This is a genomic window from Bacteroides sp. 1_1_30, from assembly GCF_020982715.1.
Lineage (GTDB): Bacteria > Bacteroidota > Bacteroidia > Bacteroidales > Bacteroidaceae > Bacteroides > Bacteroides xylanisolvens.
Map to the genome: position 1 here is coordinate 1 of NZ_JAJKHN010000012.1, position 18,261 is coordinate 18,261.

Annotated in this window: 19 protein-coding genes; all 19 read left to right on the forward strand. The window is 49.9% G+C overall.

Going from position 1 to position 18,261, the window contains the following annotated elements; all coding sequences use genetic code 11:
• Positions 1-60: 60 nt before the first annotated feature.
• Complete coding sequence (locus LPH68_RS04660; protein WP_117722843.1) at positions 61-591, forward strand: conjugal transfer protein; 531 nt, start codon at positions 61-63, stop codon at positions 589-591.
• Positions 592-811: 220 nt separating this feature from the next.
• Entirely contained in the window at positions 812-3,352 is a 2,541-nt protein-coding gene (locus LPH68_RS04665) for a hypothetical protein (protein WP_005816117.1), read from the forward strand.
• Positions 3,353-3,366: 14 nt separating this feature from the next.
• Positions 3,367-4,092 carry a hypothetical protein gene (locus LPH68_RS04670; protein ID WP_005816118.1) on the forward strand — a complete coding sequence of 242 codons (726 nt, stop codon included), beginning with the start codon at positions 3,367-3,369 and terminating at the stop codon, positions 4,090-4,092.
• 27 nt (positions 4,093-4,119) lie between these two features.
• Positions 4,120-4,884 (forward strand): DUF5045 domain-containing protein, encoded by a 765-nt coding sequence (locus LPH68_RS04675; protein WP_005816119.1) that lies wholly within the window; start codon positions 4,120-4,122, stop codon positions 4,882-4,884.
• A 43-nt stretch (positions 4,885-4,927) separates the two neighbouring features.
• On the forward strand, positions 4,928-5,758 hold the full coding sequence (locus tag LPH68_RS04680; RefSeq protein ID WP_005816120.1) for a phage antirepressor: 831 nt from the start codon (positions 4,928-4,930) through the stop codon (positions 5,756-5,758).
• Between the two features lie 15 nt (positions 5,759-5,773).
• Positions 5,774-6,175, forward strand: a complete 402-nt coding sequence (locus LPH68_RS04685; protein WP_005816121.1) for a hypothetical protein — start codon at positions 5,774-5,776, stop codon at positions 6,173-6,175.
• Positions 6,175-7,305 carry a hypothetical protein gene (locus tag LPH68_RS04690; RefSeq protein ID WP_005816122.1) on the forward strand — a complete coding sequence of 377 codons (1,131 nt, stop codon included), beginning with the start codon at positions 6,175-6,177 and terminating at the stop codon, positions 7,303-7,305. Before LPH68_RS04685 ends, LPH68_RS04690 begins: the two co-directional genes overlap by 1 nt.
• A gap of 65 nt (positions 7,306-7,370) precedes the next feature.
• Entirely contained in the window at positions 7,371-7,772 is a 402-nt protein-coding gene (locus LPH68_RS04695; protein WP_005816123.1) for a hypothetical protein, read from the forward strand.
• 3 nt (positions 7,773-7,775) lie between these two features.
• Complete coding sequence (traK, locus tag LPH68_RS04700) at positions 7,776-8,390, forward strand: conjugative transposon protein TraK (protein ID WP_005816126.1); 615 nt, start codon at positions 7,776-7,778, stop codon at positions 8,388-8,390.
• A 12-nt stretch (positions 8,391-8,402) separates the two neighbouring features.
• A complete protein-coding gene (locus LPH68_RS04705; protein ID WP_005816127.1) occupies positions 8,403-8,822 on the forward strand; it encodes a hypothetical protein in 420 nt (139 codons plus the stop codon).
• Positions 8,806-9,948, forward strand: a complete 1,143-nt coding sequence (gene traM / locus LPH68_RS04710) for a conjugative transposon protein TraM (protein WP_005816128.1) — start codon at positions 8,806-8,808, stop codon at positions 9,946-9,948. Before LPH68_RS04705 ends, traM begins: the two co-directional genes overlap by 17 nt.
• Positions 9,949-10,017: 69 nt before the next feature.
• Positions 10,018-10,863, forward strand: coding sequence for a conjugative transposon protein TraN (traN, locus tag LPH68_RS04715; protein ID WP_005816133.1), 846 nt, complete (start codon positions 10,018-10,020; stop codon positions 10,861-10,863).
• Positions 10,863-11,408, forward strand: coding sequence for a hypothetical protein (locus tag LPH68_RS04720; protein ID WP_005816135.1), 546 nt, complete (start codon positions 10,863-10,865; stop codon positions 11,406-11,408). Before traN ends, LPH68_RS04720 begins: the two co-directional genes overlap by 1 nt.
• 8 nt (positions 11,409-11,416) lie before the next feature.
• On the forward strand, positions 11,417-12,070 hold the full coding sequence (locus tag LPH68_RS04725; protein ID WP_005816136.1) for a hypothetical protein: 654 nt from the start codon (positions 11,417-11,419) through the stop codon (positions 12,068-12,070).
• Between the two features lie 66 nt (positions 12,071-12,136).
• Complete coding sequence (locus LPH68_RS04730) at positions 12,137-13,045, forward strand: fimbrillin family protein (RefSeq protein ID WP_005816138.1); 909 nt, start codon at positions 12,137-12,139, stop codon at positions 13,043-13,045.
• An 80-nt stretch (positions 13,046-13,125) separates the two neighbouring features.
• Entirely contained in the window at positions 13,126-15,315 is a 2,190-nt protein-coding gene (locus LPH68_RS04735) for a type IV secretory system conjugative DNA transfer family protein (protein ID WP_005816140.1), read from the forward strand.
• 53 nt (positions 15,316-15,368) lie between these two features.
• Entirely contained in the window at positions 15,369-15,866 is a 498-nt protein-coding gene (locus tag LPH68_RS04740; protein ID WP_005816141.1) for a hypothetical protein, read from the forward strand.
• Between the two features lie 88 nt (positions 15,867-15,954).
• On the forward strand, positions 15,955-17,163 hold the full coding sequence (locus LPH68_RS04745; RefSeq protein ID WP_005816149.1) for a putative resistance-associated DNA invertase: 1,209 nt from the start codon (positions 15,955-15,957) through the stop codon (positions 17,161-17,163).
• 505 nt (positions 17,164-17,668) lie between these two features.
• A complete protein-coding gene (locus LPH68_RS04750; RefSeq protein WP_008021340.1) occupies positions 17,669-18,241 on the forward strand; it encodes a UpxY family transcription antiterminator in 573 nt (190 codons plus the stop codon).
• The last annotated feature ends 20 nt before the right edge of the window (positions 18,242-18,261 follow it).

The window sequence follows — 18,261 nt, forward strand, 5'->3', positions numbered from 1 at the left end:
TAAGTCCGGTTCGGGGGCGAGCATTTGGAAACCTACCATAGAAATATGATAAGGCGCTGGGTGCTTAGCCTACACAAGACAGCCCGAAAGTTCTGGGCGAGCGTGGGCGTAGTGACACAGGAGATACAGGACATCATCGGCAGTCCCATCGTGAAGGAAGCCATCATCAACAACTCCGACGTGGTGATGCTGCTCGACCAAAGCAAATTTCGTGAGCGATTCGACGAGATCAAGGCGATATTAGGATTGACGGATGTGGATTGCAAGAAGATATTCACTGTCAACCGCTTGGATAACAAGGAGGGAAGAAGTTTCTTCCGTGAGGTGTTTATCCGACGTGGATCGACGAGCGGAGTGTATGGTGTGGAGGAGCCGCACGAGTGCTATATGACCTACACCACCGAGCGAGCTGAGAAGGAGGCATTGAAACTCTATAAGCATGAACTGAAGTGCAGACATCAGGAGGCTATCGAGCGGTATTGCAGAGATTGGGATGCCAGTGGCATCGGGAAGTCGTTGGCATTTGCGCAGAAGGTCAATGAGGCGGGGCATGTGCTCAATTTGACGGACGATGGAGCCACTCGCCGCTGACACGGCGAGCACGGGGGCTGATTGATGGAAACGGAAATCCCGGAATAGACGTAAAGCCCAGATGCCCGAAAGCAAAACTTTCGGGAACGGTGGCTGGGTAGTATTTACGATTAGTAGTAAATACGATTAGTAGTGAATACTACCAATAGTAAATACTACAAGTAGTAAAGTAGTGGAATAGTAGAAACTGAAAGTAGTAAAAACGTAAAGTAGTGAAGCAATGAGACGTTTATACCTTATTATAATATATATGTGTCTTACACTTGTCGTGGGAAGGGTTCATGCGCAGTATTACAGCGTGAACTACGACAAGCAGATCGTTGCCGCCATGGCTGCCGCATTCGGTGCTGGAGCTATGGCAGAGAGCTATTATAACGAGCAGGTGGGCGAAATCTTGAAGCACTACAATGCCGCAGAGGTTGCCACTGCCGGCATCTTCGCTGCCAAGTTCTTGGAGCGCAAGGCATTCACCGACCTCGGCATTTGGAGCAGTAGCACGGAGAACTACTATTACCGCCGCATCCACAATATGGTGGCGAACAAGATTATGCCCAAGATATGGACGGTGGCAGGAATGATGCTGAAAAGTCCGCAGACCGCCCTCTACTGGGGCAGTTACCTGATGAAGATATGCGCCGACACAAAGTCGCTGTGTATGCAGTTTGAGAGTGTCGTGACCAACAGTAGCTTGACCTTTGCCGACATTCAGTTCTTGGAAATCAACCAAGAGATAGCCGCCATCCTCAAACTCTCGGAGATAGGCAATGTAGATTGGCAGCAGCTGTTGGATGACATCGCCAGTGTGCCCGGCAACTTCACCGTGGAGAACCTCACCGCCGACATCGAGACGCTTTACAATATGGGAGCATCGTTGGCGACGGCAGGTATCAACGGGGCATCAGGCGCACTCTTGCAGCAGAGTGCCTTCAACGACCTTTTCAATGGCAAGGTGAGTAAAATCATCGACATCTATGACAACTACCATGACCTCTATGAACAGGCAGAGAACGGCATCGGCAGCACACTCCTTAGTCTGGTGGGTGGCGAGGACAACGTGGCAGCCCTCTTCGACCTCTCCAACTACAACATCACCTCGTGGATGACAGACTATCTGAGCGAGACGCAGGGCAACTACTATACACAGCGTTGGTACATTGCCCGACGAGACCAAGGCAGCGTAAGCCTCTGTGACTACTATCCGCCGACCGATGACAACAGTATTCTGAACGGTGACCATTGGTATCGTATCAACACCTCCGACCCCAACTTCTACCCTAACAGCACGCAGCGAGAGCAGATACTGGCCAACTCGGAGAACCATGCCGGATGGAGCCGCAGCCGTGTGCAGCAGCTCAACGCCCAGAGCGACGGCTTCACCTATACGATGAACTATTGGATGTCGTCGTACATCATCAGCCGTGGCGGCAAGCAGACCAAGAAGGCCTACGCCTACGAGATACACGTTACCAAGAGCTGGAACAACGTGGAAGAGGTGTATGAGGATGTCTTCGACTCCTACAGCATGGACTTGAATACCTTCAAGCGTCAGTTGCAGGCACGTCTCTCGGAGTATAACGACAACGAGGAGGGCTATGTCTATTACATCGGCAGTGACGCACGCCGTTACTATCAAGCCACCGATGCCGCCAAACTGAAGGGCGTGGAGAGCGTGACCATCAGCGTCACCTGTTCGGACGGTGTCACCCTCGGACAGGGCAGCACGCAGTACAAGTGCCGTGAGTGCGGCGGTTCGCTCAATGCCCACAGCAAGGAATGCGCCATGAGGACAAGCGTATCAGAAAATAATCTCGACCTATCGGAACTGGACGAGAAGGAACGTGAGGCGAATAGCAAGATAGCCCTGTTGGAGGCGCAGATAAGCCAGTTGGAGACAGAGAACAGGAACCTGCTCACGCAGATAGCCAATGCCTCTGTGGAGGAAGCCCCTGCCTTGCGGCAGCAACATAATGTCAACAAGACGAAGATAGACAACCTGAAGAAGGAATTGGCGACATGGCAGCAGCAGTTGGCAGACATACAGAATGCCAAGAGCGAGGCGGCTAACGACAATGCCACCTCCACCGATGACTACTACCGCATCCCTGCCATCATGCAGGATGTGAAGTCAGCCTACAATCTCACGTGGCAAGGTGCCGGTTCGTGGAACGGCTACACCTACGTCCGAACTGCCACCATGCCCAACATCAACGGCATTATCACCTTCAAGGCGACACTGTCCATTGCAAGGAAGCCCAAGTACTTCCTTGGCATCAAGATACACCGTGCGATACTGCAAATATCGTGGGAGCTGACCTCGGAATACACCGACACACAGGTGGTGGATGTGCTGACCCTTGACCCGAATGCCTCTGACGAGGAGAAGACGAGGCAGGTGAACAGCCGTATCTCGGAGATAGCCCAGGAGTTCCCGTCGTGCAGCATCACCACAGAATATGCCAAGAGCGAGGCAACCCAGACCGCCGACAATGACGATGTAATACACCTGCTCTGGTCGAGCGACCGTCTGGAGATAGCCCGTGAAGTAGATAGCCGTATCACCAAGATTTACGCCGACTTGGTATCATTAGAAAAAATGATGCACTACAAGCGCAGCATCATTGACGTGCTGAAGGACATTCTTCCTTCAATCGACGCAGACCAAGGTCGCAGAAGGACACTCATTGAAGAGTGCTACGAGCGATGGAGAGAGAATGCAGACCCTAACAGAGGGAATGGTGAAGATAACGAGAACGAAAACTGAGGGAGGAACGGAGAATGAGACATACCATCATCATAGCTCTCCTGCTGATTACCCTCTTCCCCAATACAGCCTTGGCGCAATGGGGATTCGATGCGGTATCGGTGGAAGCATACATCAACGACCACAAGAAGCAGCGCAGCCTCTTGCTGGCACGCAGCACTTTGGAGTACAGCAATCAACTGCTGCATGAATACAGCAGTGAAGAGGTGGGCAAATACAAGGAACTGAATGTGGATTTGGACAAATACACCCGGGCCTTCGACATCATCGATGTGATGTACCAGTCGTTGCGCACGGTGCTGAACGTGAAGAGCACCTACCAGACGGTGAGCGACCGCATCAGTGACTACAAGAACCTGTTGGAGGACTTCAATGATAAGGTCATCAAGCGGAAACACATCGAACTGGCTGACACGATGCTCATCAGCATCAACAAGAAAGCCATCGACAACATATACAACGAAGGAAGCCAACTCTACCATAGCGTCAACGACCTCGTGTTGTATGCCACAGGAGCGGCAGCCTGTTCAACTTCCGACCTGCTGATGGTGTTGGACAATATCAACAATTCGTTGGACCTGATAGAAAAACATCTGAACCAAGCCTACTTCCAGACATGGCGGTATGTGCAGCTGCGCATGGGCTATTGGAAGGAGAAGGTGTATCGGACGAGGACGAAGGAAGAGATACTGGAAGATGCCTTCAGCCGATGGAAAGTGGCAGGAAAACTTGACTATTGACGGATTGTAAACAAAAGAAGAACGGACATGAAGAAGACAATGATACTCATCATGGCGGTAGCAACCACCATCAAAGCCACAGCCCAGAGCGTGACCTACAACCACGACTCCTCCAAGCAGAACCAGATAACGGTGATGGAGACAGGTGGCGGTTCTCTCACCCCTGAGTTCTATTATTGGCTGTTACATAACAACTATAAGAAGACAGCGGCAGAGAAGAACAAGTTAGGTTTCCGCACTCTTGCCGGCATCAACCTCTACAACCAAGTAGATGATGCGGAGAAGATAGACTCTGCCCTCACCAAGCGTGCTGAGGTGGAAGCCTTGAACGTAGCCGACCGACAGATAGACCTCGCCTGGCTTGCCGAAAGCAGCAAGATCAACGGTCAGTTGGACAAGATGAAGGCGAACATAGACCATATCATCCCTACAGGAGGCACCATCAACGACAAGCGTCGGTGGGAGGAACTGTACAATATGTACCAGTGTGCCGTGAAAGCCACCAAGGATGCCTATATGCCCAATGCACAGAGAAAGCGGCAGTATCTTAGCATCTATGCCGACCTGACGACACAGAACGAGACACTACTGAAATACCTTGTGCAGCTCAACACCCAAAGCCAGACTACCGCCCTCTTGGCAGCCACCAACGACCGTGTAGTACATAAAGGCAGCATCATCAGCGATGCCAAGAGCCGTTGGCAGGAAAACATGAAGGGCGTGAGGAGCTCGACAGGCACTGACGGCGATGATGCCAACAGCGGTGAGGGTGAAGAAAGTGTGAACAGATAGAAATAAGGGAAGAGAAGAAATAATCACAAAACAGCATAGAGATATGAACGATATTCAGATTTTCAACAACGAGGAATTTGGAGCAGTCCGAACCACAGGAACACCAGAGCAACCCTTGTTCTGTTTGGCTGATGTGGCAAGAGTTCTTGGACTAAAAACCAGCAAGTTGGTACAACGACTTTCGGATGATGTACTTTCAAAGTACCCCATCTCGGATAGTCTTGGAAGAGAACAGGTTACAAACTTTATCAATGAAGACGGACTGTATGATGTCATCCTTGACAGTCGCAAACCCGAAGCCAAACGTTTCCGCAAGTGGGTGACATCGGAGGTGCTCCCCTCTATCCGCAAGCATGGTGCCTATATGACACAGCAGACCATCGAGAAGGCATTGGCAGAGCCAGACTTCCTGATACGGTTAGCAGTCAATCTGAAGGAAGAACGACAAAAGCGTCTGCTTGTCGAACAGGAGTGTGAACACCAAAGGACACGCATCGTTGAGTTGGGATCCAAGGTGGATGACCTGCAACAGGAGGTGACGGAGATGAAGGACAAGGTGAGTTACCTTGACATCATCCTTGCCACGAAGAGCAGTGTCCTGGTCACACAGATAGCACAGGACTATGGCGAGTCGTCCATCCGCTTCAACCGACGTCTGAAGGAGATGAACATCCAGTATCAGCGTGGCAAGCAGTGGATTCTGTATGCCGACTACAAGGACTGCGGTTATGTGACCAGCGAGACCTACCTCATTAAACACAAGGACGGTACGGAGGATGTGCGCATGAACACCAAATGGACACAGAAAGGTCGCCGCTTCCTCTATGAGAAACTGAAGAGCGTGGGAGTCATTCCTGTTATCGAAAGAACATAAAATAAAGAAATAGCTATGGAATCAATATCAAAAATACAGTTACGTCTCTATGCCGCCAAGAGGAAAAACGGCAAGTGGCAGTTGGAGATGTCAAGGATGCCGAAGCGAATCAGCGTTATCGGCAGGACACCCATCGTTGATGAGCATTATATGCCATCTGATTTAGAGGTAGTTTCAATGTCAAAGCTTCACAAATATGTCGGAAGTTACTACGGCAAGATTGTGAAGACCCTCAAAGAGGAAGGCATCATCACCAAGGAATATGGAATGTGGAAACTGCGTGAAGACCTTCAGGACAAGGGCATTGCGGTATATGTCACAGGCAGGATGCGCTGCTTCTACCACTTCTATCTGTCATGGACACCGAAAGGCATAGAGTTTATCAAAGAGATTATCAACAATAGAACCAGGCACTGATGGCAGACAACATACTCAGCGATTTCGGCATCAACATCCTCGAAGAGGAGATTGACGATGTGATATTCCAGACCAACGAGTTCCTGACCGATGCCACCTTCACAGGCTCACAAGGGCCGTTCTGGTGGATCCTCCAAATGTGTATGGCATTGGCGGCACTGTTCTCTATCATCGTGGCGGCAAGCATGGCCTACAAGATGATGGTGAAGAACGAACCGTTGGACGTGATGAAACTGTTCAAGCCCTTGGTGGTGAGCATCATCCTCTGTTGGTGGTACCCACCTGCTGACACAGGCATGACCAACAGCGGCAGCAGCTGGTGCGTATTGGATTTTCTATCCTATATTCCCAATTGCATCGGCAGTTACACCCACGACCTCTATGAGGCAGAGGCGACCCAAATTTCCGACAAGTTTGAGGAGGTGCAGCAGTTGGTATATGTCAGGGACTCGATGTACACTGACCTCCAGGCACAGGCAGACGTGGCGCATAAGGGCACATCAGACCCCAACCTGATAGAGGCGACGATGGAGCAGACGGGCGTGGACGAAGTGACCAACATGGAGAAGGATGCCAGCAAACTGTGGTTCACCTCACTGACGGCAGGGGCCGTGGTGGGCATCGACAAGATAGTGATGCTGATAGCCCTGATCGTGTTCCGCATCGGTTGGTGGGCGACGATATACTGTCAGCAGATATTGCTCGGAATGCTCACTATATTCGGTCCAATACAATGGGCATTTTCGTTGCTGCCCAAGTGGGAAGGAGCGTGGGCGAAGTGGCTAACCCGTTATTTGACAGTTCATTTCTACGGAGCCATGCTCTACTTCGTCGGTTTCTACGTCCTGTTGCTGTTTGATATTGTGCTCTGCATACAGGTAGAGAACCTGACGGCCATCACCGCCAGTGAGCAGACGATGGCAGCCTATCTGCAAAACTCGTTCTTCTCGGCAGGCTATCTGATGGCAGCGAGCATCGTGGCGTTGAAATGCCTGAACCTCGTGCCCGACCTTGCGGCATGGATGATACCAGAGGGCGACACCGCCTTCTCAACCCGAAACTTCGGCGAGGGCGTGGCACAACAAGCCAAGATGACGGCTACGGGAACCATGGCGACCGTGATGAGATAACATGTGAGTGTGCGGTGAGTCACCGCACCTCCTATTGAAACAAATAAAAGTAACCATCAAGAAAAATGAAAGCAAAAAATGAAATTGAGCGTTGGCTCAAAGATGAGAAATTCATGGCGTTTGCCAACAAGCGTGCAAAGGAAGAGTTTTTCAATTCCGAAAACAACTACATCGACCCACAGTATGAGGAGATGGCAGAAGGCTTTGAGGATAACGACGAGTATGTAGTGCCTATGGTAGATTACCTGAGTTATCGCTTGCATCGTGCCAAAATCTACAGAAATCGACGGAGACGTGAACGTGACATCTGGTGGGTGTGGATCCAACTGAAATACGAAGGCATCTACGTAGAGGCTTGCATCAAGTATTACGCCAAACTGGTGGAAGAAGTTGAGAAGGACATATACACCATCCTGCACCGTGAATATGTGAGAATGAAGAGAAATCAGACCTCAAACAAGCAGTAACGTATGGTAATCAAGAACTTAGAAAACAAAATCAAGCTGGTGGGCATCATCTGCTCTGCGTTCCTCATGGGCTGCATCATCATCTCGGTGTCGAGCATCTGGACGGCGCGCTGCATGGTGACGGACGCGCAGCAAAAGGTGTATGTATTGGACGGCAACGTGCCCATACTGGTGAACCGCACCACGATGGAGGAAACGCTGGATGTGGAGGCAAAGAGCCATATCGAGATGTTCCACCATTACTTCTTTACGCTTGCTCCCGATGACAAGTACATCCGCTATTCGATGGAGAAGGCGATGTATTTGGTCGATGAAACTGGTTTGGCGCAGTACAATACGCTGAAGGAAAAGGGCTTTTACAACAATATCATGGGTACGAGTGCCGTGTTCAGCATCTTTTGCGACAGCATCAAGTTCAACAAGGAGAAGATGGAGTTCACCTACTACGGTAGGCAAAGGATAGAGCGAAGGAGCAATATTCTGATGCGTGAATTGGTGACGGCGGGACAGGTGAAGCGCGTGCCGAGGACGGAGAACAATCCTCATGGACTGCTCATCACGAACTGGAGAACCTTGCTCAACAAGGATATTGAGCAGAAGTCGAAGTCAAACTTCTAATATCCTAGCGGTATGAGTGTAAAAGGAATCAGACGGATGCTTGTGGGCGAGGATATGCCCGACAAGAACGACCCCAAGTACAAGAAGCGGTATGAGAAGGAGGTGGCGGCAGGGCGCAAGTTTGCCAAGACCGCGAGGATAGACCGTGCGGCGGCTAAGGTGCAAGGCTTTGCCAATGCCCACAAGACGCTGTTTCTCGTCATCGTCTTCGGCTTTGTCGCCACGTGCTTCGGCATCAACATCTACAGGATGGTGCGGTATTACGGTCATCGGACGGAGGCTGCAAGTGCCATCGAGCGGCAGGAAGGGCGCATGAAGCAGATGATGAATGCAGCCCATTGCATCACTCCTCCCGTGACGCATCGAACCAACGAGGAGAATCGAGACAAGTCAGTAACATCAAAATCAGACAGCGATGAGAATAACAGATAAGATAAACTTCCGTCAGCCGAAGTACATGCTGCCAGCCATCGTGTACATCCCGTTGATTGCCACAGGCTATTTTGTCTTTGACATGTTCAATACGGAGGTGGCGGAAACGCAGGACAAGAACCTGCAGACCACCGAGTTTCTGAACCCCAACCTGCCCGGAGCGCAGATTAAGAATGGTGACGGCATCGGTGGCAAGTATGAGAACATGGCGAAGTCGTATGGTCGCATAGCAGACTATTCGGCTGTTGATAACATTGAGCGTGACAACGAAGAAGAGAAAGAAGCGTATGAATCCAAGTACACAGAAGAAGACCTTGCGGAACTCGTCCGTCAGGCAGAAGAGAAGGACGATGCAGCCGAAGTGGCCGATGCCAAGGCGCGAGAAGCGGAAGCACTCGAAGCACTCAACAAGGCACTCGCCGAAGCGAGGCTGAGAGGACAGGCGGCAGTTGCCCCCGTGGCCCAGGATACCACACAGGCTGGGCCTCCCAAGGAGCAGATTGAGGTGAAAGGTCAGATTGCCGAGGACAGCAAGGCGGTGAAGGCACTGGACGAGGAGGACAAGGCACAGGAGGTGGTGAAGAAGGTGAAGGTGACTTCGGACTATTTCAACACCCTGACGCAGAACGAGCATGAGCCAAAGCTCATCAAGGCCATCATTGACGAGGACGTGAAGGCTACGGACGGGTCGAGGGTGCGGCTGAGACTGTTGGACGATATTGAGATTGGTGAGACCGTGGTGAAGAAAGGGTCGTACCTCTATGCCACCATGAGCGGTTTCGGTTCGCAGCGAGTGAAGGGTAGCATCAACTCCATCCTTGTGGATGACGAGCTGATAAAGGTTTCGCTTTCGCTTTATGACACGGACGGACTGGAGGGACTGTATGTCCCCGGCAGCCAGTTCCGTGAGACCACGAAAGATGTGGCGAGCGGTGCTATGCAGAGCAACATGAACATCGACCAGAGTGGAGCGAACAACAGTTTCTCGCAATGGGGAATGCAAGCCGTGACCAATGCCTACCAGAAGACAAGCAATGCCATCAGCAAGGCTATCAAGAAGAACAAAGTGAAGCTGAAGTATGGGACGTTTGTTTACCTTGTAAATGGGAAAGAGAAAAGGAAATAGACACTGCCCGACAACGGAATTGTCGGGAACGGTGGCTCATAGAGTATAAACATCAAAAAATCAACTAATATGAATTGTTTTCAGAAAATGAATGTCTGTGCATTGCTTTCGCTGAGCGTGCTTTCAGCCAAGGCGCAGACCACCTACATGGAGATGGAGCAGCTGACGGTCAACGACCAAGTGACCACCGTCATCACCGCCTCCGAACCCATCCGCTTTGTCGATATATCCACAGACAAGGTGGTGGGCGACCAACCCATCAACAACACCATCCGCCTGAAGCCGAAGGACAACGTGTATGCCGACGGTGAGGTGTTGGCGATAGTGACAATCGTGACGGAACGCTACCGCACGCAGTATGCACTGCTCTATACCACGAGGATGCAGGAGGCAGTAACCGATAAGGAAATAGAATGCTCGGAGCGCAATGCCTACAACAATCCCGCTGTAAGCCTGTCCACTGCCGACATGACCAAGTATGCACGTCAGATATGGTCATCGTCTGCCAAATACCGCAACGTGGCGACGAAGATGCACCGCATGGTAATGCGCCTGAACAACATCTACAGCGTGGGCGAATATTTCTTCATCGACTTCTCCGTGGAGAACAAGACCAACATCCGCTTCGACATCGACGAGATGCGCATCAAACTATCGGACAAGAAGCAGAGCAAGGCTACCAATGCGCAGATAGTGGAACTGACCCCATCTCTTGTGTTGGACGATGCGAAGACCTTCAAGTATGGCTATCGCAACGTGATTGTGGTGAAGAAGATGACCTTCCCCAACGACAAGGTGCTGACCATCGAGCTGTCGGAAAAACAGATAAGTGGACGCACCATCTCGCTCAGCATCGACTATGAGGATGTGCTGTCTGCCGATTCGTTTAACCATATACTGTTGGAGGAGGAATAATGAGAATTAGGAATGAGGAATTAGGAGTGAGGAATTGGCTTGTGCATACCTTACTCGTTGTCATCTGTTTTATGGCAAGCATGACTCCGGCAATGGCGCAGCAGAATAGCGACCGCATATCCTTGGGGTTCGGATGCCTGTATGAGCGAGGACTGGACGTGACGCTGTCCTACGAGTATGAGACGAAGTACCACAATGCGTGGGAGTATTTTGCAAACGGATATATCAAGTGGAACGAGTGCGCATCGTGCGGTCATGTCTGTCCTGAGAGTTTTTGGAACAACTACCGCAGTTATGGTTTCGGCTTTGCCTATAAGCCCTGTGTGGCAAGAGGACGCAACCACCATGGCAACATGCGCATAGGAGCATCGGCAGGTAGCGATACTGACAGGTTCTTGGGTGGCATCCACCTCGGCTATGAGCAAAACTATACACTCAGACACGGCTGGAAGCTCTTCTGGCAGGTGAAGACCGATGTGATGATCAAGGGTGAAGACCTGTTCAGAACGGGTATTGTCCTGGGTGTGAAACTTCCTGTAAAATGACTATGCGTATGAAGAAACTGTTTTCAATCTTGGCAGTTGCGGCAACGGTGTTGCTGACTGCCTGTGACGAGCATCAGGACTTTCCCGACACAGCCATGAAGGTCACCCATATCTTGACCACTGACGGCAAGGTGATGCCCTACGAAACCTACGAGCAATCGTGCAAGCAAGCCATTGCAGTGGTGTTCAACGTCAATCAGAGGGAAGAAATGGAGGGAAACGGATATGCCGTCTATCTGTGGGACATCGCTCCCGAAGCCTTTGCTGACAGTATCGGTGTGGAACAGGACACATCCTGTGACCTCACCGCCTACGACGGCAACAAGAACACTTTTGCCCTTTATGGCACGACCGATGTGAAGTCGCCTTTGGCTGAGCGTGTCTTCGACATGTGGCGTTACGGGCAAAGTGCCTATATCCCCAGTGTGGCACAGATGCGTCTGCTCTATCATGCCAAGGACATCATCAACCCATACATCCTGAAATGCGGCGGCACACCTATCCCCGATGAGGATGATGACTGTTGGTATTGGACTTCAACGGAGGTAGAAGGACAAGCGACCGCCAAGGCATGGCTTTACTCACTGGGAAGCGGTGCCATACAGGAGACTCCCAAGTGGCAGCCGCATAAGGCGAGACCCATCATCACGATTATGGATTAGCCCATATACAGACATCGAGTATCACCCGTATCATCATCAAAGTACAACAATTAAAAAAGAAAAAGCATGAAAAAGAATTTGTTTCTAATGTTGGGACTTGGAGCCATGCTCCTCACGTCCTGTGACCAAGACATCGTCAATGAGATTTACCTGCCCGGTGGCGGAGGTTCTGTGGTCGTGACCGACAGCACATCAACCAAGCAGCTTCAGGTATTCACCAATCTGGAGATGCTGCAACCTGCCGTTTCCACACGAGCCGTTGACAACCAGTGGGAACTCAATGATATGATTGGCATCTCTTCCACAGGGATGATCAACAATATGAAGTTCACCCGAAGCGGCGGCACGAATCAGTTTGTGTCAGCCAACAAGGTGTTTTTCACGGACACAGACACTCACACCTTCAATGCCTACTATCCCTATACGGCAAATCCTACCAACGACCTCATAGAGTTCCAAGTGCCGGAGGCAGCTGTACAGAGTGAGCAGAAGGTCAATGATTTTCTGTTTGCCAGTGGAGCGGCATCATACGCCAATCCGAGCCTTACATTGAACTTCACCCATCAGATGGTGCGTGTCATCATCAAGGTCTATACCTCACCAGAATACGGTTTCACCACCAATGATTTTGCAGGAAGCCTACTCACGTTCGTCGGTTATTTTGACAGCGGTACTTTCAACATCAAGACCGGAAAGGTAGAATGCAGTGACGAGTCGGTGACGACCTATTATTTCGGCGACCCACAAAGTGACCACATGGAATATACGCTTTATGTTCCTGCACAGGTTATGCCAGACATGACATTGCAACTCAGCAATGGGGAGAACTTCGTATTCCTCACAAACGACACGTGGAAAGCGGGTCATTCCTACAGCTATTCATTGAAGCCTGTACGCAACACCTTGGAGGTCATATCTGCAACTATTTCTCCGTGGACAGTAGAGTCTGAGAAGACCATCAACGGCTACGAATAAAACTCATAAGAGGATTGGAGGGTGTCCACCGTGGCATCCTTCATCTTTTCTCATTATCACCCAACATCATCGTAAAGTAAATGGAAGAAAGCAAAGAGTTACAGGGTTTTTACAAGATATTCAGGGCGGTGATTTATGTCTCCATCCTGATGGAGTTCTTCGCCTACGCACTGGAGCCGGAGCAGTTGGACTTCTTGGGCGGCGTAGTGACGGATATCCACACTCGCATCAAGCGGTGGATGATTTACCATGACGGCAACCTCGTGTATAGCAAGGTGGCTACGTTCCTGCTGATATGTATCACCTGTGTGGGAACGCGCAACAAGAAGCATCTGGAGTTTGACGCTCGCAGGCAGGTGCTCTATCCGCTGCTGTCGGGAGTGCTGCTGATTGTGCAGTCCGTATGGCTGTTCGGTCATTCGATAATGCCCTGTTTCTATACCCTCCGTTTGAACACTTGGCTCTATATGCTCACTTCCATCGTCGGTGTCGTATTGGTGCATATCGCCCTCGACAATATCTCTAAGTTCCTGAAGGAAGGGCTGCTGAAAGACCGCTTCAACTTCGAGAATGAGAGCTTTGAGCAATGCAGGGAGTTGCAGGAGAACAAGTACAGCGTGAACATCCCTATGCGCTATTATTACAAGGGCAAGTTCCGCAAGGGATGGGTGAACATCGTCAATCCGTTCCGTGGCACATGGGTTGTGGGTACTCCTGGTTCTGGTAAGACCTTCTCCATCATCGAGCCGTTTATCAGGCAGCACAGCGAGAAGGGCTTTGCCATGGTGGTGTACGACTATAAGTTTCCCACTCTCGCCACCAAACTCTACTATCATTACTTGAAGAACAAGAATGCCAAGGACAGCAAGATGCCCCATGGCATGAAGTTCAACATCATCAACTTTGTGGATGTGGAGTATTCGCGCCGTGTGAACCCCATCCAGTTGAAGTACATCAACAACCTTGCCGCAGCGAGCGAGACCGCCGAGACCCTGCTTGAATCCCTGCAAAAAGGCAAGAAGGAAGGCGGCGGTGGCAGCGACCAGTTCTTCCAGACCTCTGCCGTCAACTTCCTTGCCGCCTGCATCTATTTCTTCTGCAACTACGGCAAGGAGCCCTACGACAAGGACGGAAAGATGCTGATTGCCGAGCGGCGTGAAGACCCAAAGACGAAAAGGCTGATACCCACAGGACGGGTGTTCGACCATTCGGGCGCGGAGGTGCAGCCCGCTTATTGGTTGGGCAAGTACAGCGACATGCCACATATCCTATCGTTCCTCAATGAGAGTTATCAGACCATCTTCGAGGTACTTCAGACCGACAACGAGGTAGCCCCCTTGCTTGGCCCGTTCCAGACTGCCTTTGCCAACAAAGCCATGGAGCAGTTGGAAGGTATGATTGGCACGCTACGTGTCTATACCTCCCGTCTCGCCACCAAGGAATCTTACTGGATATTCCACAAGGACGGCGATGACTTCGACCTGAAGGTCAGTGACCCGAAGAATCCAAGTTATCTGCTCATTGCCAACGACCCCGAGATGGAGAGCATCATCGGTGCACTGAATGCCTTGATTCTCAACCGCCTTGTAACGAGGGTGAATACAGGACAGGGCAAGAACGTTCCTGTCAGCATCATCGTCGATGAGTTGCCGACCTTGTATTTCCACAAGATAGACCGACTGATAGGCACAGCCCGAAGCAACAAGGTGAGCGTGGCACTTGGCTTTCAGGAACTTCCGCAGTTGGAAGCCGATTATGGCAAGGTGGGTATGCAGAAAATCATCACCACCGTGGGCAATGTGGTGAGCGGTTCGGCAAGAGCCAAGGAAACCCTCGAATGGCTGTCGAGTGACATCTTCGGTAAAGTAGTGCAACTCAAAAAGGGCGTGACCATCGACCGTGACAAGACCTCCATCAACCTCAATGAGAATATGGACAGCCTGGTGCCTGCAAGCAAAATCTCCGATATGCCCACAGGTTGGATATGTGGACAGACCGCCCGTGACTTCGTAGTCACCAAGACCGGGATGAACGGAAGCATGAACATCCAGGAGAGCGAGGAGTTCAAGACATCCAAGTTCTACTGCAAGACCGACTTCGATATGACGGAAATAAAGAAGGAGGAATCGGAGTATGTCCCTCTCCCTAAGTTCTATAAGTTCAAGTCGAAAGAAGAGCGAGAGCGCATCCTCTACAAGAACTTCGTTCAGGTTGGGGAGGACGTGAAAGCCATGATTAAAGAGATTCAGCAGTTCCGCACTATGATGTAGTGATATTGATTAGAGTGCGGTGAGACATCGCACCTCCTATATAAAATAATGTAATGAGAAGATACATCATCGTACTATTGAGCATGTTGGCCATCTGTAGCGTGCCCTGTCAAAGCCAAACCATTGACAGGGCACTGTTTGAACGGATGGTAGCCATTACCAAACACTTCGAGGGTTGGCACGACCCAAAGACCACACCGGGCTATGTGGGCTATGGTCACCAGCTACAGAAGGGAGAGCGTTTCCCGAAAACACTGACACGTCAGCGTGCAGATTTGCTGTTACGGACAGACCTCCTCCGGCACCTGCGCCTATATGCCCGTTATGGCAGGGATGCTTATCTGCTTGCCACCCTCTCGTACCAGATTGGACCAGCCAAGTTGTTAGGCAATGGACGATACCCGAAAGCGTCCCTGCTCACCCGATTGGAACGTGGCGACAGGGACATCCTGCCACTCTATCTGAGCTATTGCAAATGGAGGGGAAAAGCAGTGGCATCCATTAGGAAACGGAGGTGGGTGGAATATCAGCTGTTGTATGCCGAGCGGTGAGGCACCATCCCTCCTATACCTGTTTGTCTGTCACTTATATTATATATAAAGGTAATAATTGCAATTTCAATGTTAAAGTCAGAGCATTATGGCATCCATCAAATTAAAGTTCAGAACATCATCTGTTCAAGAGAAAGAGGGTCGCCTGTATTATCAGGTGATACACAATCGTGTGGCACGTCAGATCCATACAGAGTACAGAATCTATTCCTCAGAGTGGGATGCGGACCATTCAAACATCATTTTGCCAACTTCCGTCACTCCACAACGTCAAGCCTATCTTCTTTCCTTGAAAGATACATTGGATGCTGACAGGAAGAAACTGCTGTTGGTCATTGCACGGTTGGACAAGGAAGGGCAGTCATATACAGCAGACACCGTCGTTGACAACTTCCATGAGGGAAAAGAATTACATGGCATTATCGGCTATACGCTGGAGTTGAACGAAAAACTGAGACGCATCGGCAAGAAGCGGATGGTAGCAAGGTACAAAACCACCCTCAACAGCCTCCAGCGTTACCTGAAAGGAGGCGATGTGCCATTGGAGGAAGTCGATGGGACAACGATACAAGGCTATGAACAGTGGCTGAAAGACAGCGGACTGTGCCGCAACACCACCTCTTTCTACATCCGCAACCTGCGCACCATCTACAATCATGCCGTAGATGACGGACTGGTCATCTCTTCCTCACCGTTCAAGCATGTATATACCGGCATCGACAAGACCGTCAAGCGGGCACTCCCCTTGGAAATCATCAAGCAACTGAAAGAGCTGGACTTGAGTCTGAACCCCCGTTTGGAGCTTGCAAGGGATATGTTCCTGTTCAGTTTCTATACCCGTGGGATGTCGTTCATCGATATGGCACAACTTACACCAAGCAATCTGCATGGCAGTACGCTCATTTACCGCCGTCAGAAGACCTCACAACAGTTGCACATCAAATGGGAACCTGCCATGCAGGAGATAGTGGCGAAGTACAAAACAGATGATTCTCCCTACCTGCTCCCTATAGCAAAAGGAGAGGGAGCCATATTCTGGAGACAGTACAAGAATGCCTATAGCCGTATCACCAAGCAGTTGAAGAAAATCGGAGAAATGATAGGCCTGTCCGTACCCCTGACCACCTACGTAGCCCGCCACTCCTGGGCAAGCATAGCCAAGAGCAAGAACGTGCCCGTATCTACTATCAGCGAGGCATTGGGGCATGACTCCGAGAAAACCACACAGATATACCTCTCCTCATTGGACACCTCTGTCGTTGACAACGCCAACAATCTCATCATCAATTCTCTTTAGGAGGTGCAGCGTCTCACTGCACCTTTATTTCAATATTTATAACTATTGTATTGCGGTGTGATACCGCAACTATAATAAAAAAGTCGGGGATTGTTGAGCAAAAAGGTGTTTCTCTCTTTAAGAGAAACTCTTCGGGATGCAAAAATATGAAAATAACTCCAATTCACCAAATTATATAGCGACTTTTTTACAAAAATGCTAAAATTTGTTGATTTCCGTCAAGCAATTGTTGAGCAAATATGTCTTTTACGATAAAATGATACCTCAATATCAACTGTTTAGCAAAACGATATTTCTCTTAAAGAGAGAAACATCTTTTGCATACCTTTTCCGACCGAATTTTTATGTCGTAAAGAGGGGCTTTGCAGGGGGTGGACTCAGAAAGATGAGAATAGATGACTATTGTAGTTGAAACACATAGAAAGTTGCTGATATACAGACCGATACGCATATCGGGATGAACCATGAGTACGTTCTTTTCTCAAAAAACACATGTCAAAACAGTATGGTGAATGTATTGGACAAGGATAAGATACTGTGGTATGTCATGCGGGCCTACAAGAACGAGAATACTGCCGAAGATCGGCTCTCTAATGAAACGTATGGCTTAGAGTATTTCATACCCAAGCAGAAAGTCCTTCGCACTGTCAAGGGCAAGAAAGTCTTTTTCATGGTACCCGTCATCCATAGTCTGGTGTTTGTGCATGCAAGTCATCAGAAGATTGTTGATTTCAAACACAATTATTATTACGACCTACAGTTTGTCACATGGAAAAGTGGCGGAGAACTTGTCTATCTGACTGTACCTGATGAAGACATGACCAACTTCATCAAGGTGTGCAAGCAGGCAGATGAAGAGGTACACTTCTACAAAATCAGCGAAATCAACAAGGAAAAAGATAAAATCAACATTGAAAAAGGTAAAAGAGTAAGGGTACATGGCGGACCGTTCGACCAGGTGGAGGGCTACTTCATAAAAGTGGCAAAAAAGAGAGGTCGGCAGCTTGTCGTCATTATTCCCGACCTACTGGCGGTTTCAGCTGAGGTGAAGCCGGAATATATTCAAATCATAGACTGAGATTATGGAAACACGAATTA